Below are 25755 nucleotides of genomic sequence, written 5' to 3'. Positions count from 1 at the left end.
TATGCGTTTTATAGAAGAATTTATAAATAAAGGATATTTTCATCAATGTACCGATTTGGATCGGTTAACTGCTATAACGAAAGAGACAAAAATAGCTGCGTATATAGGCTTTGATTGTACTGCTACATCACTCCACATCGGTAGTTTAATGCAGATAATGATTCTGCGATTGCTTCAGCAGCACGGGCATAAGCCTATTGTAATTATCGGCGGCGGTACGAGTAAAATCGGTGATCCTACTTGGAAAGACGAAGTGCGCAAAATTTTAAGCAAAGAAGATATAGCTAAAAATGCCGAAGGTATTAAAAAATCTTTGTCGAAGTTTATCAAATTCGGTGACGGTAAAAGTGATGCTATTATGCTGGATAACGCAGAGTGGTTAGATTCGTTCAATTATCTAGATTTTCTACGGGATTTCGGTAGCTATTTCTCGGTAAACCGTATGCTGACTATGGATTCGGTAAAACTAAGGCTTGAGCGTGAGCAGCATTTAAGCTTCTTAGAATTTAACTATATGTTATTGCAAGCCTATGATTTTTACTATTTAAGCAAGCATTACAATTGTAGCTTGCAGCTTGGCGGTAGTGATCAGTGGGGCAATATCGTAATGGGAGCGGATTTAATTCGTAAAATAAGCGGCAAAGAAGTATTCGGTATGACGACACCGCTACTTACGACTAGCTCCGGTGCTAAGATGGGCAAGACTGCTGCGGGAGCGGTATGGCTTAATGAAGATTTGCTAAGCCCGTATGATTATTACCAATATTGGCGTAACTGCGAAGATGCCGACATAGTTAGATTTGCCAAATTATATAGCGAGTTCACTCAAGAAGAGCTTAATAGGTTTGAGATTTTAGCGGCAGAAGATATTAATGCAGCTAAAAAACAGCTTGCTTATGAGCTAACTAAGCTTTGTCACTCGGAGCAGGCAGCAAAATCAGCTCTAGAAACTGCAGTAAAGATATTTGAAGAAGGACAAATCGATGAGAATTTACCTACCGTTGTTTTAGAGCAGGAAGTATTACAAGCAGGTATTAGTGCATATGAATTATTTCATGAAGCAGGGCTTGCTACTTCTAAATCGGAAGCACGCAAGCTTATAAGAGGGAATGGTGCTAAGATAAATGATAGATTAGTCGAAGATGAAAATATGATAATTAATACTAATTTCTTACTCGATAAAAATGTGATAAAGCTCTCTGCCGGTAAGAAAAGACATATATTGGTTAGGGTTTGAATATTTGTCTAGATTACCATGCTCCCTTCAGTTGCAGCATTATTGTATGGCTCAAATATATTATGTCTAATTGAAACTGCAACTTTCAATTAGACAAATTGTATATTTTCTATCTCATGAGCCCTTATAACATAAGTTAAATTCAAATTGAAACAGTAATGACTAAAATAAGGCTTGATGAATATTTGCTGCAAAAAGGTTTTGTAACAGATATTACCATAGCACGCAGCTTGATTATCCAAGGTAAAGTACATAATAGGCATGAGCAGTTAATTAAGCCTGGGATACAGGTTAATATAAATGACACTGACATTAAGGTAAAGCGACCGAAGCATAATTATGTTTCAAGAGGGGCATTAAAATTAATTGCCGCTTTGGATTATTTTAAAATTGATCCCGAAAATTTAGTTTGTATTGATATCGGTAGTAGCACCGGCGGTTTTACGGAAGTGTTACTTGAGCGTAAAGCAACATTAATTTTTGCCGTAGATGTTGGTTATGGCGAACTTCATCCTAAATTACGCGACAATCCACACATTAAGGTGCTTGAGAAGACTAATGCACGATATTTAACCGATAAACAAATAATAACGAAGCCTGATTTAATTGTTTGCGATGCCAGCTTTATTAGTTTAACTACTATATTACCGACTGCACTAAATTTAGTTAAAGAAGATTGCATGCTTATTGCTTTAATAAAACCGCAGTTTGAGGTCGAAAAGCATGAAGTAGAGCAGGGAGGAATTATTAAAAATCCTCTCTTACATCAAAAAGTATGCGATAAAATCAAAGATTGGCTTGAGAAAGAGCATAATTTTAAAATATTCGGTATAATAGCAAGTCCAATACTAGGAGCTAAGGGGAATCAAGAGTTTTTAATATGCGGAAAAAGAAAAACGGTTATTTTTCTATAGTTTATCCTTAATTTGAATTGTTTTAGTAATCCTTGCATCTTCTAATGTATAATTATTCAATGTTTTTATAAATGCTTCACTTGCTTCTTTAATAAAATGTTTAAATTGGCATGAATTTGTAATTCTGCAGCTATTAGTATTTTTATTGAAACATTCTACTATATCCATATTAGGTTCTAATTTTTCTATTATATCTCCCAACTTCATGGCAGAAGGGCTAAATGCTAGCTTAATTCCTCCTCCTTTTCCTTTACTACTATATATATCCTACTATTAATATATCCTAATTGTGCTAATCTATGAATCACTTTTATCAAATGATTAAGGGAAATATTATAGTACTCTGATATCTCTTTTACGCTACAAATTCTTTCCGGTTTTGAAGCAAGATATATAAGGCTACGTAACCCGTAGTCGGTAAAACTTGTTAACTGCATAAAAATTTTATTTATTTTTACTTTGAATATATAAAAACACGTCTATATAAGTCTAGTTACTATAATATGTATTTTAAATGCATATTTTAGTAAAAGTTATATTATTAAAAAAGGAGTAATCATGTCTAGAATAACTATAGTGAGAGAAATAAGAAAAGCTGCTGAGCTATTTAAGAATTTTGATATTACTAAATCTTTAAATTTTTATGGAAATTTAGCAACTAAATATGAAGCAATGGTAAATGAATTTTTTAATAGTAATAGTTTTATACTGAAAAACCTGAGAAAGGAATACAGCCAAATCAAATGCAATGAAAAATTTTTTAAATCTTACCGGCAGTAGTATTCTAAAGGTTTTAAGTTCATATAGCGCAACAGATGAAGTAGATCTTTTAGAAGTGATCCAATCAGCATTAGAGAATGATCATAAGTTTAAAAGGGCGGTATCAAAAATTGTTGGTATACATGTAGGGCGTAATATTCCTTCAGCGTTATATCAACCTGTTGCTGAAGAGCTTATATCAAATGTAGATGAGGGTAACAAGCTGGTAACGGAAATATTAAATATAGTAGGAAAGCATTTTGTAAGTGCTGAAAAGAAGCAATATGATGAATTAAAAGCAAAGTATAATATAGAGAGTTTTGAAAGTCATAAAATAAAAATCGAAATAGAAAGTGCTGATAAAAATACGGCAAAAATAAAATTTTATAGACAAAATGAACAAAAAGTAATACCACACAAACATGGGCAAATTATTACTGTTAAAGTAGGAGAAAAATACAGTAAATTTACAGTTATAAAAACCGGTCATGATGAAGAAGGTCATTATTATGAATGCTTAATAAAGAAAAATCCTAATGGAACTGTAACAAATTATCTATTTGATTCTGAAAATCAGCTGGTAAAAGTACACCCTTCATATATTGAATCGGATATAGAAAACAATAAAGATCTCGTTCTTATCAGCAGCGGGTCGGGAGAAAGCCATTCTATTTCTAGAATTAATAGTATAACAAATGAAGAAAATGTTAAGCTTCCTGCCGTTATGCACATTATTCACTCTACTAGAAATAAAAACAGTGATACATTATCATACCGGTAGAATAGCTGAAGAATTTTTATTAGGCCTTTTAAAAGGTGAAACTGATGAAATTTGTGGTCCTCATTCTTTTAACGATCATGTGTAGCATATATTAGAAGCGAAAGTGGGGATTATGTGTATACTCAGATTCATGTAGAAGCATTTTGTTTATCAGGAGGAGACTATGATCCATCTCTAAGCGGACAAGAGGGATTATCGAGTATTTACCCATTTATGAATATGTAGTTTTACAAAAATATAAAGTTAAATATTGCTTATATATTCTAATTAGTGTATTTTTGCTACGGATAAGCATTATAAAAATTATAGATTAGGTGGGTTTATCCCACCTTTTTTGTTATAAATATCAAATATGCAAACTATTGAACAACAAATAACAAACGTAATAGAAGAATCCTTGACGGATATGGGGTTTGAGTTAGTGCTTGTTAAGGTTAAAGGTGTTAACCCTAAAGTAGTCGAGATATTGATTGATAGCTTAAACGGCGAAAGAATATCTGTGGAAGATTGTACTAAAGCAAGTAGGACTATCTCCGCTATTCTAGATGTTGAAGATTTAATAGAAGCTGCATATTCTTTAGAGGTAGCATCAAGCGGTCTTGAACGTCCGTTAGTAAAGTTTGAAAATTATAATAGATTTTTAGAAAGAGAAGTTAAAATCAAACTTAAAGAATTATTGAACGGCAAAACTCGTTATCAGGGTAAAATAATTAAAGCCGAAAATAATAAAATATATTTAAAATGTGAAGAACAAGAAGTACTAATTGATTATGATTTAATTAAAAATGCTAATCTAGTTTTAACTGAAGAAGTATTTAAAAAATTGCTAAAGCAATAAGAGATAATGTATGTCTAATATAGGTAATGTAGAAATTTTACAAATTATAGATTCTGTAGCCCGTGAGAAAGGAATATCAAAAGAAATTTTGATTTCAACGGTTGAACAAGCGGTACAAGCAGCAGGACGAAAAAAATACGGTAATGAATATAATATTAAAGCTCAGATAAATAGGAAAACCGGTGAGATAAATCTTTTAAGGATCTTAAAAATAGTAGAAGATGTAGAAGATTACTTAACGCAAATTTCACTTGAAGAAGCTTTAATAAAGAATCCGGAAGCTAAAATCGGTGATGAGATATATGAATATTTACCGCCGATTGATCATGCTAGAGTATCGGCTCAAGCTGCAAAACAAGTTATAACTCAACGTGTTATAGAAGCTGAACGTGAAAAACAATATCATGACTTTAAAGATAGAAAAGGCGAAATTATAAACGGGATAGTTAAGAGAATAGAATACGGTGATATAATAGTTGACTTGAGTCGTGCTGAAGCAATAATAAAAAAGGATCAATTAATTAAGGGTGAGAATTTTAAACCTAATGATCGTATAAAAGCATATGTGCAGGATGTAAGGCAAGAAACCAAAGGACCGCAGATTTTCTTGTCTAGAGTAGATAACCAGATGCTAGTTAAACTATTTAAGCTAGAAGTACCTGAAATTCTTGAAGCTATTATTCAAATAAAATCAGTAGCACGTGATCCCGGTTCAAAAGCAAAAATAGCGGTATTTGCTTCGGATAGTAGTATAGATCCCGTAGGCTCATGCGTAGGTATTAGAGGTAATAGAGTAAAAGCCGTAACAAATGAATTAAACGGAGAGAAAATTGATATAGTATTATGGAGTAATGATCTTGCACAGTTTATAGTGAATGCGCTTGCACCGCTTGCACCTGGGGAAATCACAAAAATTTTGATTGATGAGGATAGGCATAAGGTAGAAGTAGTAGTTTCGCAAGAAAATCAAAGTATTGCAATAGGTAGAAGAGGGCAGAATGTTCGTTTAGCTTCTCAGCTTACAGGTTGGAATATCGATATAATGACCGAAGAGCAAGAATCAAAAAGAAGAAATGAAGAGTTCTTAACTTCTACGGAATTATTTATGGAAGCTTTAGATGTTGAAGAAGTTATAGGTCAGCTTTTATCGGTAACGGGATTTAATTCAGTAGAACAAATTGCTAGTAGTGAGATTAGTACTTTAACAAGAATCGAAGGCTTTGAGGAAGAACTTGCCGTAGAGATTAAAAATCGAGCTATTAATTACGTCGACCTTAAGAATGAAAAGATTATCAAAAAGCTAGAGGATCTAGGAGTTGAGCAAGAATTAATAGATATATTAGAATTATCGCTTGAATTAATATTAAAATTTGCCGAATATGGTATAAAGACCATAGAAGATTTAGGAGAGATGAGCGTAAATGAATTTAAAAATTTAGCTCCAAATTCTAATATAACGGACGAAAATATTAAATTGCTGATTAAAACTGCTAAACAGCATGGTGCATTGAAGGATAGTTAGTGGGTTGAATGTAGGGTGTATGTCATTCCTGCGAAAGCAGGCATCCAGAATAAATAGCTTAGTAATTAGGGCGTCCTTGATAAAATAAACCTATAAAAACAAGTTTTTTTATAGATTTTAGTGGATTCCCGCTTTCACGGGAATGACATAAACGCGCCATGCGAGCAGCACCGCTTTTAGCTAGGAATGACATAATCAAGTAGTAGACGGAAAAAACAGAAACACAAAGGTTTTAAATATGACGGATAACCAGGAAATCAAACCCAAAAAGTTGACACTTGGCAATTCAAAATTATCGCTTAATAAGTCTTTTGACTCTCTTACAGGAGCTCAAAGCTTTGTTAATGCTAACTCTAAAACGCTAGTAGAAGTTAGAAAAAGCTCTACCGGTAGTGCTACTACCCTTTCATTAAATAAAGAAAGGAATAGCTTAGATCAAACTGTTATTGATGCTAATAAGGAAGAATTTAACAGACGTTTATCTATTCTTAAAAAAGCTGCTGAGCAATCTAAATTAAATGACCCTTCAAAAATAAGCACTTTAAGTAAACTTGCAAGTATTAACCAGTCTGCTAACTCAAGAATAGAACCGCTAGAAACTGATAAAGAAGTTGAACCAAAACAGCAAAATACCGAAGAAAATAAAGTAGAAGTTAGTGCTAAAATCGTTCAAGATGATGAAGATATACCGTCACAAATACCTAAAAAGAAAGAAGACATTTTTGTAAAGTCTCCTTTAGTAGGAATGCGAACACGTTACGGTATAGAATCAGAGAAAGAATTAGATAAAACAGCAGATAGGAAAATAGTCGCACCAAAAATTAAGCTAGAAGAGCCAAAAAAATTCAAAAAAGCCGATCTTTTCAATATGCTTAGCGACGACGAAAGCGGCAGCGGTAGAACTAGAAGTCTTGCTTCTATAAAAAGAGCTAGAGAAAAAGAAAAGCGTAAATTAGTATCACAAGCACCTGAGAAAGTATATAGAGAAGTGACGATCCCGGAAGTTATCGGAGTCGGCGATCTTGCAAATGCTATGTCTGAAAGAGTGGCTGATGTAATTAAAGAATTAATGAAACTCGGTATTCTTGCAAATGCTAGCCAAACAATAGATGCCGATACGGCAGAACTAGTTGCAACAAATTTAGGGCATACGGTAAAAAGAGTACAAGAGTCAGATGTGGAAAATGTTTTAATTAGTGATGATAAGGTTGAGGATTTAAGAACGCGTGCTCCGGTTGTGACGGTAATGGGTCATGTCGATCATGGTAAAACCTCATTGCTTGACGCTCTTAAGTCTACAGATATTGCTGCAGGTGAGCTAGGCGGAATTACACAACATATTGGAGCTTATAGAGTAACTCTTGCAGACGGTAGAGCAATTACTTTTATTGATACTCCGGGGCATGAAGCTTTTTCGGAAATGCGGTCAAGAGGTGCTAAAGTAACGGATATAGTTATTATAGTGGTCGCAGCAGATGATGGAATCAAAACGCAAACTGTTGAGGCAATTAATCATGCGAAAGCAGCGGGCGTTCCTATAATTGTAGCTATTAATAAGATTGATAAGCCTGATATTGATATTGAGCGTGTAAAGAACGAATTATATGTCCACGAAATTATCGGCGAAGAGGCAGGTGGTGACGTTATGGTGATTCCTATCTCGGCACTAAAGAAAATTAACTTAGATAAACTTGAAGAAGCAATTTTATTAATTGCAGAAATGCAGGATTTAAAGGCAAATCCTTTCGGTGCAGCTGCCGGTGTTGTAATCGAGTCAAAAATTGAACAAGGAAGAGGAACGCTAACCACTATATTAGTTCAGCGAGGTACTTTAAGAAACAGTGATATTATAATAGCTGGTACTTCTTACGGTAAAGTTAAAAAGATGATTAATGATAAGGGACTAGAAATATTAGAAGCAACTCCGTCTGTTCCTGTAGAAATTCAGGGTTTAAATGAAGTTCCTTTTGCCGGCGATAAATTTAACGTAGTACAAAATGAGAAACAAGCAAAAGATATAGCCGAATATAGAATGCGTCTTGCTAAAGAAAAAAAAATATCTATTGCACCGCGATCAAGTTTAGAAGATTTGTTTTTAAAAGCTTCCGGTAATAGTAAAATTAAGGAATTACCTTTAATTATTAAAGGTGATGTTCAAGGGTCGGTTGAAGCTATTTCAGGTAGCTTATTAAAATTACCGAGTGATGAGATAAAGCTTCGTATACTTCATAGCGGCGTAGGTCCGATAACGGAATCCGATTTATCTCTTGCACATGCTTCTTCGGCTATTATTGTCGGCTTTAACGTTAGAGCAGGGGCAAATGCCTTAACTGCTGCAGAAAAAGAAAAAGTCGATATTCGATATTATAGTATAATATATCATTTAATTGATGATATAAAAGCCATTATGAGCGGTATGCTTGATCCGATTGTTAGAGAGCAGTATATCGGAAGCGCAGAAATTAGACAAATATTTAATATTATCAAAGTCGGCAAAATCGCCGGTAGCTATGTAACTAAAGGAATTATTAAGAAAAGAGCGGGCGTACGCTTATTACGTGATAATGTAGTCATTCATGAAGGAAAATTCAAAACTTTAAAACGCTTTAAAGATGAAGTTAAAGAAGTTAGAGAAGGATATGAATGTGGTATAGCATTTGAAAATTACGAAGATATTAGAGAAGGAGACACAGTTGAAGTTTTTGAGCTAATTCAAGAACAAAGACAATTATAATATACTCGTTGAACTTCAAAAATTGGCTACATTATAATACAAGTACTGCGGCGTTGTTGCATGGATACTACTAAATCGTCATTGCGAGTAGTCGTAGACTGCATGGCAATCTCATGAAATAATAACAAAATCCTGAGATTGCTTCGTCAATTACTTCGTAATTTCCTCGCAATGACGAAAAGTTAGAACCACGCAACAACGCCCTGCTTTCGCGGGCATGACATTTAGTAGAATATCCCTTTTTGATAAATTAATCAATTTTAAGTAAAATATAATAAAAAGTTAATAATTATTAGCTTTTATCTTGACCTCCTCATAATTTCTATTACGATTCTAATTCAACGCTGATTATTATAATCAGAAATGAGGAAGAATTATGGCAATAACATCAATTTTTAATAAGTTACAAAATTTAATCCCACATAATACTGCTCCAAAGTCAGCCTCCTATCTTGCTAACGATGAATTTGAGTTTATCACTTCTCCAAAGCAAACTACTAATCAAGAAGAAAATAATGATTTTTTAGCAGCGTTAGATAATTCAATTAAGCAGTATGACGAAAAAAGTGCAAGATGTAATAAAAAAATAGTAGAAGCTCAAGCTAAATATCCTTTTTTAAATTCTAAAATAATCTTTCAAGAAGCAGTAAAAGGTCAGCCAGATACTCTAGGTATCTCTCAAATCAGATTTACAGATATTTTAAATGAGCTTGATGGTAGTGAAAAAGTAACTAACACACCTAAAAGTAAAGGTTTTTTCAGTACATTTAGTTCATCATTAAAAATAGTTTATGATTTTGGATTAAAGAGTTTTAATATTATAAAAAATACATCTAGTATTCTTTCTTCTAAAGTTGCTGAAACTTTTAATTTTGTGAGTAATAAAGTTTTTTCTTGTTTAAATAATAACGCTGAAGAAACATTTAATCTCTTATTAGATCGACTTGAAACTCTTTCTGATAATGAGTTAGTAGAAGAAATTTTAAACACGTCTGAAAATGAATTAGATGAAGTTTTTGAAAAGATGACATATAAAAAATTGGTAGAATTAATTAATAATATTTCCGATGAACAAGCACAAAAATTAGTTAATTATATTTTACCGGAGCATTTTGAAAATGTATTTAATTTATCTAAATTAATGAAATTTATTCCATTAGATAAATTAAATACATATATAGATACTACCCTCTCTTTAGAAGAGCTTACCGAGCAGGAACTAAAAAAATTATCAGATGAGGATATTTCTGATGAACAGCTTGAAAATATAATTATTTTAGTAGGAGAAGAAACACTTGTAGAAAATTTTGATATTATTCCAAATAAAAATTTAGTAAGAATCATGAGTAATATTTCAAATGATAAGCTAGCAACAATAATTTCTCATGCCTCAGATGAAAGTCTAGTAAGAATCATTGATATTATTGAATCGGATAATCATGATTTATCGAAATCATTAGTTGGGCAAATAATAGCCTTAATACACGACAAGAAGTGTGTAAAGCAAGAATCAGGTGCAGTATCTGATAGTGATTCCGGATTCTCTGATTGTGAAGATGAAATAGAAGTATCAGACAATCAAGTAGAACACTCTAATAGTGATTTTACTATAAGTGATCAGGTGGAATTATCTTACAATTATTTTGGAGTCTTTAATTATGAAGATGATGTAGTATACGTATAATAAAGCTCTTATGTCATTTCGTTGATTACAGAAATCCAGTAAGTGGATTCCTACTTTTTTTAACTAGGAATGGCATAATTGATTGCGATTTTAGCATCAGGAGGGCGGATGTATAGTGGTTCGATAGAGCTATTTAATTTTATATCGCTCGACAATCTACTAGCAATATATCTACAGGTAACCCAAGCTTTAACTCGTGCAAAACGTGGCAAGGTTATTATATTCGGCAAATGCATAATTTGGTGATATATAAATTCAAGTCCGCTACCGCAACAAACTATATTCCCTTTCTCATTTGTAAGCAGTTTTATAGCATATTTGAAATCTATCAATAACGGCTCTTCTATTTTTCCTAATTTATGAAAAACTTGCATATAAAGCTGTGAGCGATAAGCGTTTAAAAAGACATATATTTTATCATAATCTTTAACTTGAGTTATAGCTCTAAAATAAGCATATTCAAAATTGCTAACCGCTACTGCGTTAATATGCTCCTTGGAAAATAATATACCTTTAGCACTAGCAAGTCCTATTCTAATGCCGGTAAAGCTACCGGGTCCGTTAGTTACCGCTAAATAATCTAAATCATCATATGAACATTTAGCTGATTTCATCACGTCTTCTATCATCGGCATTAGATTTTCTGCTTGCATAGAAGGACGTAATTCTTCTATACATGCAAGGATATTCTCATTTTCGGATATTGCTACCGATGCAGTATTATTGGCTGTGTCAAATGCTAGTATTTTCATAGATTATTATTTGAATAAGTCACTATGTGTACCGGTATGTATATAGTGTACCGGGAAATTTTGAAAAGCCCTTATGTCATTTCCCGCGAAAGCGGGAATGACATGGAATAAAATAGTAGAGGTTTGCAGAATCATATTAAATTAAGCTTTTTATACATTTCTTTATACGAAGAATATTTATTAATATTTAAACCTTTTGCTGATTCTTCTAATATTTTTATTGATTCTGCATTTAATTCTTTTTCCTGTTCTATTTTATGATATATCGCTTCTCTTACAAAATGCATAATAGTATCATTTTTATGTGCAGTGTAAACTTTAAGAAAATGATGTAATTCGTTTGGTATATCTATGCTTAGTCTAGTCATATTACTTAAGTAAGTATATCATAAAATAAGAAAAATAAAATATAATAGTCTCTAAAAATTATTTAAAGTATATTCAATAAAAGTTTGGCGTGCTTCAACCTGTCTATTATTATGAAATAAATATCTATTAAAAAAATAGTTTGTTAGAGCTAAAGCTTGCCGTTTTTCTTCTAATGTAATCTCAATATTATCTGAAAGTAAAAATCTTGGTAACATCAATAATTTATCTTTATAAGGTTTTCCTACTTCATATGATAATGCTCTAGCTGATTTAGGTGATACATAGATTAAATCAGTTGTCACATGGCTCACGCCGCACTTGGTAAGATCAAGCTTATAACCCGTCTCGGCAAGTAAAGCTAGCTCAAAATTAATATAATCACGAAAACAAAAATTCTTTGATAAATTATCTAAATAGTTAATTAGAAATGAACAAAATTTAGAATGTTCTTCTCTTTCATGAAATAACTCTTTGATTAAAGATATAACGGAATTAAAGGCATATAATTTAGCTTTATTTGTGATAAAATAACCGGTGTAAGATTTAATGAGTTCACATTTAGCCATGCCAAGATGTTCATGTAATCTTGCCTGCCAAAGAAAATCTACAATATTCCCTTCCTGATATGTAAATTTACTTTTTCTAGAAAATTCTTTTACAACTCCCGAATATAAACCATGATTTTTAGTAAAAACCGTAATAATAAATGTATTTTCTTTCAAAGGTTTTTTAGCAATTATTACTCCTATATCTTTGATATTCATGGTTTTTATTATTAAATTTTCGTCATTGCGAGGAAATGTAGGCTTTGTTGCATGGATAGGTTTATCCGTCATTGCGAGGAAAATTACGGAGTAATTGACGAAGCAATCCAGTTAAAAATGCTCATTTTTAGCATTTTTTTAATTATTTTCTGGATTGCCGTGCTCCTTTCAGTCGCTCGCAATGACGGTTTGATATCCGTACAACAATCCCCTAGCTTCCTCAGAATTCCCTGTATATGATATATTCTTATACCCTAGTTTGATTGCAGTAAATAAAGCGGCGTGATCCTCTCCTACATTTACGGTAAGATCTAAAACTTTTTCCGGAAATTCTTTACCTAGAGTTTTAAACATGTAATCAATTGCTAGTATACCGTAATATTTTACGCTAGAGGCATGATTTGTTAATATCAGCTGCTCTTCTACACTAGATAAAAAATTACGTGCTTCTTCCAAATTTCTTATTTCATAAACTATACTCATTTAATTATCTCTTTTAGGTCCTTTAAATGTGAGACGGAAGATATAAAGTCATACGTTAAATTTTCAAATTTAGAGCAGATAATCTTATTAAATCCAAGTTTTACGGCTTCTTTTATTCTTGTTTCTGCTTTTGCGGTTTTTCTTATTTCACCCGATAAGCTTATTTCGCCGAAAAAGACGCTATGTTCGGGTACAGGTTTGCTGGTTGCAGCAGATATTAAGCTTGCAGCTACTGCTAAATCAGAAGCAGGATCGGCAATTTTAAGTCCCCCCGCAATGCTTAAATATACCTCATAATTAGCAAGATTAAGTCCTATCCTACTACTAAGCACGGCAAGTATCATTGATAACCTATTAGCATCCCAGCCCACCGCAGAGCGTCTAGGAGTTACCATATTTGAGGGTACTATAAGGGCTTGTACTTCCGTAAGTAACGGTCTTGAACCTTCGATTCCTGCAAAAATAGACGTACCTATAACGTTTTGTTCTCGCTTTATTAAAAATAGTTTAGACGGATTTGTTACTTCAATAAGCCCGCTGCCGCTCATCTCAAATACTCCTATTTCACCCACACCGCCAAAACGATTTTTATATGAGCGTAAAATACGGAAATGATTATTATGATCTCCCTCAAAATATAGCACGGTATCAACTAAATGTTCAAGTATCTTAGGACCTGCTAGTTGTCCGTCTTTAGTGACGTGACAGCTTAATAAAATCATTATATTATTTTGCTTAGTATAATTAACAAGCTCATTTGCACATGTACGAATTTGCGCAACAGTGCCTGGAGGCGATGATAATTCTTTTGTGGTAATTGTTTGAATAGAATCAATCACTATTAAATCAATATTATTTTTATTAGCTTCTATACTCGCAATAATATCTTCCAAATTAGTAGCTGCTAAAATATCGGTATTATAGTTAGTTAGGTTTAGCCTTATGGCCCTTAATTTTATTTGGTCTAACGATTCTTCGCCCGTTATATATAAGCAATTCATCTTTGATGCAAAGTTACTTGCTGCGAGCTGTAGTAACAAAGTAGATTTGCCTATACCAGGGTCTCCTCCTATTAATATAGCAGAACCAAGCACTAAACCGCCGCCTAGTACTCTATTTAATTCACCTATAGGGGTAGGGATGCGTAACTGCTCGGTTACATGCCCTGAAAGCTTATCGAAGTCTTGCTTGCTACCGCCTTTAACAATTGCTTGATTTGCACTTACTATCTCTTCGACAATACTACCCCATACACCGCAATCAAAGCACTGCCCTGACCATTTAGGACTGATATTTCCACAGTTAGAACATATGTAATGCTTTTTGGTCATGTTTGTTTTTTAATGTCTTGTTACGCGATTCTATGTCCATTCCCACGAAAGCGGGAATGACGGTAAAGCTCAAAACCAACAGCTTACTCTTACCATATAGTTTTTCACGTATAATTTCAATATTTTCATCTAAAACATAATTATCTGTTTTAGCCATCTCAATAACTATAATAGCACCGTCTTTGAGCCAATTATTTTTTATCAGCAGTTTCATTACTTTAGGCACTATATTTTTATGATAAGGGGGGTCTATAAAGACAAGATCAAATGATTTATTAGACATCTTCCCAAACTTCGCTTCTAGAGGTAATTTAGACGTCGATCCGGTACTCGCATCCTCACGTACTAGTGTGTATGCTGCGGTGCTGCGTTCCGTGTCTCCTTTAGATCCCTCTCTATAAGCTGGTTTAAAAAGATGTCTAGTAGTTTTCGGTAGATTTAAAGCATTAATATTAACGAAATTAACATTATTTTCAATGTTTAGAGATTTAGCAAATCTTTCTGCTATTTTTAATGAGGATGTATCAATATCAATTAAGGTAGCAAAACCTGCTCCTCTTGATAGGCTTTCAAAAGCAAGGCTACCGCTACCGGCAAATAAATCGAGAATGTGAGTATTTTCGTTAAATAATTTATTACCGGTAAACTCACCGGAGGTTAATATACTAAATATTGCCTCTTTGAGCTTACCGGTGGAAGGTCGATATTTGATATTTTTAGCAGTAGGTATAATTTGGTTTCTATATTTACCGGATATTATTTTTAACACTTATTTAGTTATATGCTGCTTTTGTTAAGCTTGATTTTTTTTCGTCTTTTATTTTTGTGGCAAATCCTTTGCCTTTAGTGTTAGGCTTAAATTTTACTGCGAATGTATTAGATTTTGCTTGTTGTTTTTCTACAGTTTTATCTTTCTTTTCTTTTATTTCTACTTTTGGCGTTTCTTGGTTTAAATTATTTTGTGCTTGTTTTAAAAGATCTTGTTCTTTAGCTTTATCAATATTATTATTTACATTATTTAAATTTTCTTCCCTTTCTTTAGATTTTTCTGTCTCAGCTTTTTGTCTTGCTTGTTGTTTTTCTGTTACTAATTCATCAATATTTTCAGGAGGCGGTGAGATATATTTATCTATACTACTAGTTAAGTTTTCACATGACTTCTGAAGATTGCGTAAAGGTTTTTGAGTAAGTTTATAAGTTCCGGCAGTGACTAGCCCTCCGGCCAAAATACCTGCTCCTAGAATGACAGCTTTAGTAGTAAGGGCTGTGCCGGTGACCAATAACACAGGCATTGCTACGAAAGGTGTAGCTGCTACTGCAAGACCCGCTACTACGGCAAGTCCTACTAAAAATTTTTTACTTGCTAAAAAATTTGTTACGCGGCTAATTCCTGATGTAGTACTTTTAGCAAGTTTTGTACAAAGCTGTCCTACTCCGGTTTTCAGAAACCAACCGCTTTTCTCTCTTGCATGAATTTTATCTTGTAATTTAGCATGTTCGTTAACATTGACAGATGTTTTTTTACCGTCTTTATCTTGATGATCTAAATTCCCTTTAGCCTCACCTTTAGTATCATGCATCTTTGTAGCATTGTTGATTTCTGCTTTATCAAAATCTGCTCCTTCTTTATTAATTCCAGCTAGATTTGCTGCTTTTAGATTCGCTTGTTTTAGATTTGCTTCTTTAACTATAGCCTCGGCTGCTTCCACTGCTTGCATATCGGCATTTTCCAACACTGCTTTAGTGAAATTGGCTTTAGTAAGATCGGCACGCTGCATAATTGCATTTTTAAAGTTAGCTTCCTTAGCATTAATATTTTTAGCAATAGCATCCGAAATATTTAATCCTTCGGCTTCTGCTTTTTTTAAAGTAGCATTACTTAACTTAGCAAATTGGGCTGTTGCATTAGTAAGTGTAGCGTTTGTAAGATCGGCATATTCAAGATTTGCTTTATCAAGCTGTGCTTTTGTTAAATCAGCGTTCTTAAGTTTAACACGCTGCATTATAGTTTCTCTTAAGTCAGCTTCTTTTAAAGATAGTATATTTTCAAATTCAGCATCGCTAAAATAGGCATTTCTTGCAGTTATGCCTTGCATGTTACATTGCTCTTTAAATTTTGCTTCTAATGCATGTGTTTTATTCATAAAAACATTTTCAAGATCAGTGGAAACGATATTTGCTTGATCTAGAAGTGCATTATTTAAAACTACCCCCTGCATTTGAACTCTTTGCATATCTGCATAAGCAAGCGATATACCGGTAAGATTAGAATTTTTCCATTCTGAATCTTTAATAATTAACTTTTCGGCATCGGCATTAACCATCATAACCGCATTAAATTTGCTATTTGTTACCTCTACTTCAGATAAATCTACTTTAGGCATGTAAGCTCTCGACATATCACTATTTTCAATTTTGCTCTTTTGAAGATCAGCAAAAAGAAATCCTGCGTTACGAGCCGTAACATTTTGAAAAACGGCATTTTGTAAATTAGCTCCTTCAAAATTAGTAAAATCTAAATTACAATTTGAGATTTTGATATTCTCTAAGTTGGCTGAAGCAAATAATGTATTCTTCAGGTTAAGATTAGTAAGAATTTTACCTGATAAATTAGTCGCTGAAAGATCAGGAACTATATTTAAATCTTCTGAAAGATTTTTTTGCTTTCTAACAAATTCGGTAAGAGATAATTTTGTATTGGATTGTTTTGCTGCTTCAGCTAAATATAGATCAAATTCGGCGGAAGTTAATTTTATATATTCTTTCGGTATATCTCGCTCTTTTGCAGTCGAACCTATAATATATGATGGGTCTAGTTTTATTTGTATTTCTTCGTCTTTTAACTGCTCAAAAATACCATCTAAACCCTTACCGCAGAACATTCTAAGATTATCTAAAGCATATACTTCAGTTTCTAATTTGTTTACTTCATGCTGTAACTTGTTGATTTTTTCTAGTTCGTTTTGTCGGTTTCTAGCAATAGTTTCTGCACTATTCCAAAAAGCATTTAAAAGATTGGTAGCAATCCCAGGATTATCTAAATTTTGCTTTAGAGTTTCTAACTCTTCTTGCTTAGTCTTTAGCTCTTTTGATTTGATTTCCCATAAAGTTTTTTCGTCTTCTCCAGCCAAAATATATTTCTTTTTCTTCGTAGCTTCATCTATCACTATTTCTTTGATATGTTCTTTTTCTAAATCTTTATCTATATATTGATTTAATCTTTCAAGATCTGAAAAAGATAGTTTTATATCTCGTATTTTATCTTTGAGATTGGGGATTTTATAGTTATCATAATCTTTATAATTAAAATCTGTATAATGAAGATTTGCTCCTCTAAAGTCGGTACCGATAAATGTACAATCATTAAATTTTACATTTGTTAAATCTGAATCACATAATATGGTATTTGTTAAGTCACAATTATTAAATACGGTATCTGTTAGTATTGTACCTTGGAAATTAGCATTGGCTAAATCTGCGTTAATTTCCATATTTTCTAAACTAGTAATGATAATTTTATCATTATCTTCAGCGCAATATTTATTTTTGATAAAATCATTTAGCGAGACACTAGGGTTATCTTTTATATAACCAAGGTAATCGTTTAGGTCTTTTTCTTCACATTTATATATATTAAGATTTGTCATATGTGTTCTATTAGTTAAAATGCATTAATAACACATTACTAATTATTTTTCCAATATTTTATTATTTATTTCTTTATAATCTCCGGGTTTTAGATTATCTATTGTAAAACTACCATATTGAATCCTAATTAATTTGTTAACTTTTAGTCCGAAATACTCGAATATTCTTCTAATTTCACGATTTTTTCCTTCAAATAAAACTACTTCAAACCAAGAATTACTCTTATTTTGCTTAAGTAATTTTATCGAATGAGGGTTATAAAATATCCCGTCAATTTCTAAATTTTTATAATGGCTTTTTAGTAGAATATCAGACTTCCCATACGCCCTAACATGATATACTCGCTTTAACCTACTTGAGGGGAGCTCAAACTGACGAGCTAAATCACCGCTATTAGTTAGTAATAACAAACCTTCGCTATTTAAATCCAGCCTACCTATTGAAATAACATGAGGTAAACCGGTTAGCTGTTCAAACACCGTTTTACGAGATAAAGGATCTTTATGAGTGGTAATTAAACCAACAGGTTTGTAATAAATCCAAAGCCTTGGTTTGTGTATATTATTGATTAATGTGCCTGATACTTCAATTTGATTACTAATATCAACATTTGTAGCCGGTGATAAAATTGTAATGCCGTCTACTTTTACCTGTCCTTCAACTATCAGCTTTTCAGCATCACGCCTAGAACAAACTCCTGCATTACTAATTATTTTAGCTAATCTATGCATTTTTAAATATAGTAAATTTCAATAGACCTCTTCCCAAGCGTCGCTTCTAGAGGTAATTTATACGTCGATCCGGTACTCGCATCTTCACGTATTTCTATATATGCTGTGGTGCTGTGTTCCGTGTCTCCTTTAAATTCCTCTCTAGAAGCGACGCTTGGGAAGAGGTCTAATAAGAATATATAAAAATACCCTTAAAAAGCAATATTAATAATTTTATATAAATTATTAATATAATTATTACTATACCGCTACATATGTTTTAACAAAATTATACGAATGTTCATTTTACTTATCAAAACTTTTTATTCTTTAAAATTCTTATCTTCTTTTTTTAGCTGATTTTCTTTTTAGCAAAAATTAAGTCCTTTGCTTTAATCTAAACTTCATTAAATTATGCAAAAACTTATTGGTTTAATCCTGTTAATTTCAGGTACTTGTGTATATAGGTAGTGGTATGATATAGCACTACCCATGGTATTAGCAAAATTAGGTATAATACCTAGTATAATATTGATGTTTATAATTTGGTTTATAATGTATTATACTTCTTTAATTAACCTAGAGCTTAATCTTCAAGCGGGTAAAGGCTTAACACTTGGGCATTGGGAAAATATTTTTCAGGATATACTGCTCAAATCATCGGTACGGTAAGCCTTAAGTTCCTTTCATATGCTTTACTTGCAGTATTTATATACGGAGGCTCTTCAATATTACAGAAGTTATTAGCTTTAAATACAAGTATAACTTATAGAGGAGCATGGTGTATTATTATTAGTATTCTAATATTATTATTACCTCTAAAGTTAGTAGATTATATAAATCGGATACTATTTAATCGGATTGCTTATAATAATTGCAATTTTAGTTATTGGACTTGGTTCTATGATTCAGTGGGATAATTTACCGTTATTCTCACCAAATTATAAAGAAATATCTATATATGGGGTGTAAGTAACTCCGGTAGTTTTTACTTCATTTGGTTTCCAAGTAATCTTCCATATCTTAACTAATTATTGTAATAAAAATGCTAAAGACGGCGTTTTTATTTGGAAGCTTAATTCCTGCAATAGTATATATAATTTGGACTTGTAGTATTCTTATTGTAGCATATCATAATAATCCAACATTTTATCAACAAATGATTACCAGTAATATAGAAGTCGGAGATTTAATTAAGTAATATAGCAAAATGGTCGTCCGTACAATTATTAGTTTGGATAATTTCAGCTCTTGCTATCGTTACATCAATACTCGGAGTAGGAGTAGGGCTATGTGATTCCCTTAAAACTATGTTTATGAATTCGATACCGAATGTAGTAATGCGTAATATGACCGCTTCTATTACTATATTACCAGCTTATATTGTAGCAGTAGTAGTACCTAATGTTTTTATTACAATTTTAGGATTTGCTGGTATGATTCTTGTAATTATTACAATTTTATTACCGGTTTATCTTTTATATAAAGCAAAGATAAATAATTTATTATCTTGAATTACAAAAACAATATCTAATTATTATATGCGTAATTGTCGAAATGCTTATAATGGGCTATGCACTTGTTAATATAGTAACTAAGTCATTGCGAGGAAGGTACGCGAAGTAACTGACGAAGCAATCTCAGGAAAATGCCTGAGATTGCCATGCTCACTAACGTTCGCTCGCAATGACGATTTGGTATCCACGCAATAATGACGTAAAGCAATTCTGATTTAATGAGAGTTAAAAGTTCTTGTCTCCAAATTACCAAATTTAGAAAATTGACTATCATAATAAAGCGGAACATTTCCAACTGGTCCGTTACGATGTTTTGCAACAATTATATCGGCAATATTATATACTTTGTTGAGCTTATCTAACCATTCGGCATGTTTAGCATCGCCTGCTGCTGGTTCTTTTCTAGTTAAATAATATTCTTCACGATAAATAAACATTACTATATCAGCATCCTGTTCTATAGTTCCCGATTCTCGCAGATCGGATAGCATAGGTTTTTTATCCTCACGTAGTTCTACCGCTCTTGAAAGCTGAGATAACGCAATAACCGGAATATTTAACTCTTTTGCTATTGCTTTTAAACCTTGGGTTATTTCTGAAATCTCGCTAACTCTATTTTCAGATTTACTTACTCCTCTAATTAATTGTAAATAATCAATAAATAATATACCGAGATTATGCTTGCGTTTCATTCTTCTAGCTCTTGTTCTTATAGCGGAAATAGATAGAGCAGGGGTATCATCGATAAAAAATTGTAATTCCGATAAAGTATTTGCTTCCTTGCGAAGACGGTTATATTTTTCTTCACCTAGAATCCCCGTACGAAGAGAAGTAGAATCAATTTCTGCACACATTGAAAGTAGACGTGTGGTTAGCTGTTCTGAGGACATTTCTAAAGAGAAAAAACCTACTGACTGAATTTCTTGATTATCTCTAATATTTTTAAAACGCATATTATTACAGGCATTAAGTGCAAGATTTATAGCAAATGCCGTTTTACCCATCGACGGACGTCCTGCAAGAATTATAAGATCGGAATTATGAAAGCCGCATAATTTATTATCTAGATCAATCAAACCGGTAGATATACCAATTACATGATCATTATTTTTCATAGCCCTATTGATACTAGCTAGTGACTCTGAAATAGATATACCGATTTTGGTAAAACTTTTTTCATTCAAGCCTTCGCTAGCTAAATCGTAAAGTTTAGCTTCGGCATGTTCAATCTGTTCCTTTGCTTCAACTTCTAATGAAGAATTATAGGCATTATTTACTACTTCTTCACCGATATTTATTAAATTACGCTTTATTGCTAAATCATATATTATTTTACCATAATCAACCGGATTTATTACCATCATTGACATAGTTATCAATTTTGCTAAATACTCCGCTCCTTCTACTTCTTGAAATAGTTCATCTTGAGTTAACATACTACGTAAAGTAATAGGTGTAGCTGTCAGCCCTTTTTCAGTAATTTTCTCAATTGCCTTATAGATTTTTTGATGAATAGATTCAAAAAAATGTTCATCACGTAAAAATTCCGATACGTAATTTAGTAATTCGTTATTGGTTAAAATCGCCCCAAGTAGCATTTGCTCTGCTTGAACATTTGAAGGTAAAACCCTTGGTATAGGTAAATTATCTTCGTTATCAGCTAATATATTATTTGTTTCGTTATTTATTTTATTACGTGCCATTGTTGTTTGTTAAATTATTATATGGTTTGAAAAAAGAATTCCTTTATGCATTCCCACGAGGTATTGTTTCGTGGATACCGAGTCGTCATTGCAAGCAGCCGTAGGCTGCGTGGCAATCTAGGAGAATGATAAAAAAATTCTGTAAATCAGAATTTTTACTGGATTGCTTCGTCAATTACTTATGTAATTTCCTTGCAATGACGTTAAAACCGATCCATACAACAAAGCCCAAGACAGAACGTTTTACATTATTCATTCTTTGCTTCATTTCTACGTTCAGCGATTAATTTATCTACTAAACTTTCTTCCGGTGAAAAATATTTATTAATGATATTACGGGCTTTTTTAAATGCAAGTTTTAATAGTAAAGTTGATACTTTATTGTTCATAACTATCCCAGCGTTTAATTAAATTAGTTTCGATATCGAAAAAATCTAAAACTCTAGTAATAGAATGATTCACTATATCGTCTATACTTACAGGGTTATTATAAAAAGCCGGCACGGGCGGCGATATAATGCCGCCGTAACTCGCTACTTTTAACATATTTTCTAAATGTCCGATATGCAAAGGAGTTTCACGGGTCATTAAAATAAGTTTTCTTCTGTCTTTAAGTATAACACCTGCCGCTCTACTAATTAAATTATCTTCCATTGAGTGAGCAATACTTGCTAAGGTCTTCATACTACAAGGGGCTATTATCATGCCTGAAGTTTTAAAAGAGCCGCTTGAAATAGTAGCACCTAAATCTTTATCGTCATAATAATAATTAGCTAGTAGCTTAACTTCATTTATAGAATATTTAGTTTCGAGCTTTATAGTAAGAGCTGCTCCCTCTGAAATAACCAAATGAGTTTCGATATTTTGTTGCTTTAGTACTTCAAGCAAACGAATACCGTATATTGCCCCTGAAGCTCCAGAAATTGCTATAACAATTTTTGTTTCTTTATTCATCTAGGTTTCTATAATTTATCAGTTTAGTATATAATAAAAAAAAAATTATAAAATACATTATATATGCGAATAGCAAAAATATTATTACCGGTAACAAAATTATTTCCGCTAGATTATTTAATACCTGAAGATTTAGAGCTAAACATAGGTGATCTTGTTGTAGTGCCTTTTAGAAATAAGGAATTAACCGGCATAGTATGGAAGCTTGTTTCAAATTCCGAGGCAAAAAAAATAAAAACTATTAGAGCGAAAGTACCGTTAAATTTAAATATTACTTCAGAAGTTTTAGAATTAATTAAATGGATGAGTAGCTACTATATGTCAGAGCTTGGGAGCATAGCCAAGTTAGTATTACCTATAGATATTGCTGAAAAACCGATTAAAGTTAAAGAGCAGAAAGTCAATAATAACGTTGTGCTACCTAATTTATCAGAAGAGCAGAAACAAGCAGTAACAATTTTAAATGAAAGTAATAAGCCAACACTTGTTAAAGGTGTTACGGGATCAGGTAAAACAGAAATATATTTTCATCTAATAGCAGATTACTTAGCAAAAGGCAAACAAGTGCTTGTTATGTTGCCTGAAATTGCTTTAAGTACACAAATTATTAATCGTTTTATAGAGCGATTCGGTTTTGAGCCTATCATATGGAACTCAAGCGTTACCAAAGCTCACAAGAAAATGATTTTAAGAGGTATATTAAGCGATAAAGTTAAAGTAGTAATTGGGGCTAGAAGTAGTTTGTTTTTACCTTTTAAAAATCTCGGTTTAATAGTTATAGATGAGGAGCATGACGATTCCTATAAACAAGATGACGGTATATTATATAATGCTAGGGATACGGCTATCGTAAGAGGTACATTTGATAAAGCACAAATTGTTTTGTGTTCGGCAACACCGTCTATTGAAACGATACATAATATAGAAAGGGATAAATATCAATTGGTTACATTGGTTAATAGATACAAAAATGTCGATGTGCCAAATATAGAAATAATCGACATGACTAAAGAAAAGCTATCTAAGAATTCCTATTTATCCAAGCTTCTTATAGAAGCTATCAAAGGTAATTTAGATAATAAAAAGCAAGTCTTATTATTTCTTAATAGGCGTGGTTATGCGCCGCTCATGCTATGCAAAGCTTGCGGTCACAGATTTACCTGTAAATTCTGCTCTTCTTGGATGGTAGTACATAAAGCGACTAAAAAACTTGAATGTCACCATTGCGGTTATCAAAGTAAAATTTTTAGTTCTTGTCCTGAATGTCTAGAGGATGAAACATTAACTATCTGTGGTCCAGGTATAGAGAGAATAGAGGAAGAAGCAAAGGCACTTTTTCCTGAGAGTAAAATTGCAGTGATAAGTAAAGATCATGCTAAAAGCCCAGAAAAAATAGCACAGCTTCTACATCAAATGGAAAATTTAGAAATTGATATTTTAATAGGTACACAAATAATAACAAAAGGTTATCACTTTCCGAATCTTACTTTAGTTGGAGTAATAGATGCCGATCTTGGAAGCAATAATGCCGATCTTAGAGCATCTGAGCGAACTTTTCAGCTACTACATCAAGTAGGTGGTAGAGCGGGTAGAGGAGATAGTAAAGGTGTAGTATATTTACAAAGCTATTATCCTGATAATACAATTTTTAGTTATGTTAAAGCCGGTGATGAAGATAGTTTTTTTGCAAATGAACTTAAAATAAGAAAATCAGCAAATATGCCGCCATTTTCCAAAACAGCATCGGTAATTTTATCAGGTTCCAGTGAGGCTAAAATTCTAGAAATTGCTAGGGATATGGTCCGAATTGCACCAAAAGCAAACGTGAAAATTTTAGGACCAGCAAGCTCATTAATGTCAAAGCTCGCTGGTAAATATCGTTACCGGATACTTATTATAGCCGATAAGAAATTTAGTTTGCAGCAATATTTAAAATTTTGGCTAAGCCTTATAAAAATTCCTTCTTTTTGCCATCTAAAAATAGATATCGATCCTAAAAGTTTTTATTAGCTTCTATATCTTTCTCCTTTATTCTTCGACGGTGGAACATTAGATGAATGAGGCGAAGGATTGGTAAGAGCTTTTTGTATTTCTGCTATAGCCTTTTTAGTATTTTGAGTAGAATTTTTTATAGCATCTTTATAAAAAGCAGCTTTAGCTTTATCTCCGGTAAAAGAATATTTTATAAAATTACCAATATTTTTCCAAATAGGATTATTATCCATTTTTGTAGTTTCTTCACACCATTTACCTATCTCTTTCAGTTTTGCTTCAACTTTAGCTATAGCAGCTGGATTATGTTTATTATCATCATAAATCTGAATAATATTATTTACTTTTTCTTTAAATTCAAGGTGTTTTCTACTTTGTTTCAAATGAGCTACTATATCATCATTGTTTACTAATTCTCTAAGATTATCAATGATATCAGATAATTTAGGTGGTTCAGGTAATTTATAATGTTGATTGATTTTTTCAAATTTATCTTTGTGTGGATGATTCTTTATTAGATCATCTTCTATAAAAGAAACAAACTCTTTTTGAGGTACTCCTACTTGTTTTATTAGCCGTCCTAATGATTGTTCATAAGCTTTAATAGTAACATCAAGACGCTTCCCTGCCATAGAACCGCTTAATTCTATATAGCGGCTAAATTCCGGAATCAAAGCATCTTTGGTATCAATATTATGATCTTGAAAAAATTTCTCTATTTTCTCTTTTACGGTTAAATTAGATTGTTTTTTAGGTGTTTCTTCCGGTACTGTTGTTTGTTCCGGAGCCGGTTTTGAAAAAATAATAGGCTTTTGGGTTTCAACTTGCGGAGATGGGGTGTCAACAAATATATCATCATCAAGTGCTTGGGCATGTGTAGTGAAGTCAGTCTGTTTTTTATGTGCCTTGTTCCATGCCTTTATTTGCTCAGAAGTAGGTTTTGGAGGAACAGCCGGTTTTGTATTTTTTGGTGAGTTATTTGACATATTTTTTGATTTTTGTTCCCACTCTTGTATTCTATCTTTTACTGATTTTGGAATATTATCTTGTGCCATATTAATAA

At 32.4% G+C, this 25755-nt stretch carries 24 protein-coding genes and 2 pseudogenes; 11 read left to right on the top strand and 15 right to left on the bottom strand.

What is annotated here, in order from left to right; all coding sequences use genetic code 11:
- The first annotated feature begins 1 nt into the window (after nucleotide 1).
- Together tyrS and RMA_RS04615 are read left to right on the top strand one after the other, a co-directional pair.
- A complete protein-coding gene (gene tyrS, locus RMA_RS04620; protein ID WP_012152937.1) occupies nucleotides 2-1237 on the top strand; it encodes a tyrosine--tRNA ligase in 1236 nt (411 codons plus the stop codon).
- A gap of 158 nt (nucleotides 1238-1395) precedes the next feature.
- Complete coding sequence (locus RMA_RS04615) at nucleotides 1396-2151, top strand: TlyA family RNA methyltransferase (RefSeq protein WP_041404762.1); 756 nt, start codon at nucleotides 1396-1398, stop codon at nucleotides 2149-2151.
- Here RMA_RS04615 and RMA_RS04610 read toward each other — a convergent pair.
- Nucleotides 2146-2588: pseudogene (locus tag RMA_RS04610) on the bottom strand (Rrf2 family transcriptional regulator). The gene RMA_RS04615 and the pseudogene RMA_RS04610 sit on opposite strands and share 6 nt — an antisense overlap.
- A gap of 311 nt (nucleotides 2589-2899) precedes the next feature.
- Between RMA_RS04610 and RMA_RS12290 the strand changes: the two are divergent.
- From RMA_RS12290 to nusA, 3 genes are all read left to right on the top strand, one after another.
- Complete coding sequence (locus tag RMA_RS12290; RefSeq protein ID WP_012152935.1) at nucleotides 2900-3691, top strand: hypothetical protein; 792 nt, start codon at nucleotides 2900-2902, stop codon at nucleotides 3689-3691.
- A gap of 352 nt (nucleotides 3692-4043) precedes the next feature.
- Entirely contained in the window at nucleotides 4044-4529 is a 486-nt protein-coding gene (gene rimP / locus RMA_RS04600; RefSeq protein WP_014365676.1) for a ribosome maturation factor RimP, read from the top strand.
- Between the two features lie 10 nt (nucleotides 4530-4539).
- Nucleotides 4540-6051, top strand: a complete 1512-nt coding sequence (gene nusA, locus RMA_RS04595; protein ID WP_012152933.1) for a transcription termination factor NusA — start codon at nucleotides 4540-4542, stop codon at nucleotides 6049-6051.
- A 58-nt stretch (nucleotides 6052-6109) separates the two neighbouring features.
- Here the strand turns inward: nusA and RMA_RS11755 are convergent, their stop codons facing one another.
- Nucleotides 6110-6244 carry a hypothetical protein gene (locus RMA_RS11755; protein ID WP_274377900.1) on the bottom strand — a complete coding sequence of 45 codons (135 nt, stop codon included), beginning with the start codon at nucleotides 6242-6244 and terminating at the stop codon, nucleotides 6110-6112.
- Nucleotides 6245-6289: 45 nt separating this feature from the next.
- On the opposite strand from RMA_RS11755, the gene infB reads away from it, so the two are divergent.
- Both infB and RMA_RS04585 read left to right on the top strand, forming a co-directional pair.
- Nucleotides 6290-8785 (top strand): translation initiation factor IF-2, encoded by a 2496-nt coding sequence (infB, locus tag RMA_RS04590; RefSeq protein ID WP_012152932.1) that lies wholly within the window; start codon nucleotides 6290-6292, stop codon nucleotides 8783-8785.
- A 376-nt stretch (nucleotides 8786-9161) separates the two neighbouring features.
- Entirely contained in the window at nucleotides 9162-10469 is a 1308-nt protein-coding gene (locus tag RMA_RS04585; protein WP_041404761.1) for a hypothetical protein, read from the top strand.
- 59 nt (nucleotides 10470-10528) lie between these two features.
- On the opposite strand, the gene tsaB is transcribed toward RMA_RS04585, so the two are convergent.
- The 9 genes and pseudogenes from tsaB to RMA_RS04545 all read right to left on the bottom strand — a co-directional run bounded on the left by tsaB (nucleotide 10529) and on the right by RMA_RS04545 (nucleotide 18547).
- On the bottom strand, nucleotides 10529-11221 hold the full coding sequence (tsaB, locus tag RMA_RS04580; protein ID WP_012152930.1) for a tRNA (adenosine(37)-N6)-threonylcarbamoyltransferase complex dimerization subunit type 1 TsaB: 693 nt from the start codon (nucleotides 11219-11221) through the stop codon (nucleotides 10529-10531).
- A 131-nt stretch (nucleotides 11222-11352) separates the two neighbouring features.
- Nucleotides 11353-11589, bottom strand: coding sequence for a hypothetical protein (locus RMA_RS04575; RefSeq protein WP_041404760.1), 237 nt, complete (start codon nucleotides 11587-11589; stop codon nucleotides 11353-11355).
- Nucleotides 11590-11640: 51 nt separating this feature from the next.
- Nucleotides 11641-12354 carry a DNA repair protein RecO gene (recO, locus tag RMA_RS04570; protein ID WP_041405016.1) on the bottom strand — a complete coding sequence of 238 codons (714 nt, stop codon included), beginning with the start codon at nucleotides 12352-12354 and terminating at the stop codon, nucleotides 11641-11643.
- Nucleotides 12355-12421: 67 nt separating this feature from the next.
- A pseudogene (locus tag RMA_RS12025) lies at nucleotides 12422-12562 on the bottom strand (zinc ABC transporter substrate-binding protein); the annotation flags it as partial.
- A complete protein-coding gene (locus RMA_RS04565) occupies nucleotides 12523-12837 on the bottom strand; it encodes a hypothetical protein (protein WP_012152928.1) in 315 nt (104 codons plus the stop codon). The gene RMA_RS04565 and the pseudogene RMA_RS12025, both read right to left, overlap by 40 nt.
- Complete coding sequence (gene radA, locus RMA_RS04560) at nucleotides 12834-14168, bottom strand: DNA repair protein RadA (protein WP_012152927.1); 1335 nt, start codon at nucleotides 14166-14168, stop codon at nucleotides 12834-12836. The genes RMA_RS04565 and radA overlap by 4 nt, the downstream gene beginning before the upstream one ends.
- Nucleotides 14140-14937, bottom strand: a complete 798-nt coding sequence (locus tag RMA_RS04555) for an RsmD family RNA methyltransferase (protein ID WP_012152926.1) — start codon at nucleotides 14935-14937, stop codon at nucleotides 14140-14142. The genes radA and RMA_RS04555 overlap by 29 nt, the downstream gene beginning before the upstream one ends.
- A 4-nt stretch (nucleotides 14938-14941) precedes the next feature.
- Nucleotides 14942-17815, bottom strand: a complete 2874-nt coding sequence (locus RMA_RS04550; RefSeq protein WP_041404759.1) for a pentapeptide repeat-containing protein — start codon at nucleotides 17813-17815, stop codon at nucleotides 14942-14944.
- Nucleotides 17816-17857: 42 nt separating this feature from the next.
- Complete coding sequence (locus RMA_RS04545; protein WP_012152924.1) at nucleotides 17858-18547, bottom strand: pseudouridine synthase; 690 nt, start codon at nucleotides 18545-18547, stop codon at nucleotides 17858-17860.
- Nucleotides 18548-19018: 471 nt separating this feature from the next.
- Between RMA_RS04545 and RMA_RS11745 the strand changes: the two genes are divergently transcribed.
- From RMA_RS11745 to RMA_RS04535, 3 genes are all read left to right on the top strand, one after another.
- A complete protein-coding gene (locus tag RMA_RS11745; protein ID WP_231288486.1) occupies nucleotides 19019-19198 on the top strand; it encodes an aromatic amino acid transport family protein in 180 nt (59 codons plus the stop codon).
- Nucleotides 19150-19446: an aromatic amino acid transport family protein gene (locus RMA_RS08545; protein WP_081427892.1), complete on the top strand. Its 297-nt coding sequence runs from the start codon at nucleotides 19150-19152 to the stop codon at nucleotides 19444-19446. Before RMA_RS11745 ends, RMA_RS08545 begins: the two co-directional genes overlap by 49 nt.
- Before the next feature lie 336 nt (nucleotides 19447-19782).
- Nucleotides 19783-20040 (top strand): aromatic amino acid transport family protein, encoded by a 258-nt coding sequence (locus RMA_RS04535; protein ID WP_238375581.1) that lies wholly within the window; start codon nucleotides 19783-19785, stop codon nucleotides 20038-20040.
- Nucleotides 20041-20258: 218 nt separating this feature from the next.
- Here RMA_RS04535 and RMA_RS04530 read toward each other — a convergent pair whose 3' ends face one another.
- From RMA_RS04530 to RMA_RS04525, 3 genes are all read right to left on the bottom strand, one after another.
- Nucleotides 20259-21746 (bottom strand): replicative DNA helicase, encoded by a 1488-nt coding sequence (locus RMA_RS04530; RefSeq protein ID WP_012152923.1) that lies wholly within the window; start codon nucleotides 21744-21746, stop codon nucleotides 20259-20261.
- Nucleotides 21747-21994: 248 nt separating this feature from the next.
- Nucleotides 21995-22135: a hypothetical protein gene (locus RMA_RS09920; protein ID WP_014365688.1), complete on the bottom strand. Its 141-nt coding sequence runs from the start codon at nucleotides 22133-22135 to the stop codon at nucleotides 21995-21997.
- On the bottom strand, nucleotides 22125-22700 hold the full coding sequence (locus RMA_RS04525) for a UbiX family flavin prenyltransferase (protein ID WP_012152922.1): 576 nt from the start codon (nucleotides 22698-22700) through the stop codon (nucleotides 22125-22127). The genes RMA_RS09920 and RMA_RS04525 overlap by 11 nt, the downstream gene beginning before the upstream one ends.
- A 63-nt stretch (nucleotides 22701-22763) precedes the next feature.
- Between RMA_RS04525 and RMA_RS04520 the strand changes: the two genes are divergently transcribed.
- Nucleotides 22764-24710 (top strand): primosomal protein N', encoded by a 1947-nt coding sequence (locus RMA_RS04520; protein WP_012152921.1) that lies wholly within the window; start codon nucleotides 22764-22766, stop codon nucleotides 24708-24710.
- On the opposite strand, the gene RMA_RS04515 is transcribed toward RMA_RS04520, so the two are convergent.
- Nucleotides 24707-25747, bottom strand: coding sequence for a hypothetical protein (locus RMA_RS04515; protein ID WP_041404757.1), 1041 nt, complete (start codon nucleotides 25745-25747; stop codon nucleotides 24707-24709). The two genes, RMA_RS04520 and RMA_RS04515, sit on opposite strands and share 4 nt — an antisense overlap.
- Nucleotides 25748-25755: the final 8 nt, after the last annotated feature.

Source organism: Rickettsia massiliae MTU5, assembly GCF_000016625.1.
Classification (GTDB): domain Bacteria; phylum Pseudomonadota; class Alphaproteobacteria; order Rickettsiales; family Rickettsiaceae; genus Rickettsia; species Rickettsia rickettsii.
Note: the sequence above shows the minus strand (reverse complement) of the source record. Positions and strands in the feature narration are given on the sequence as shown.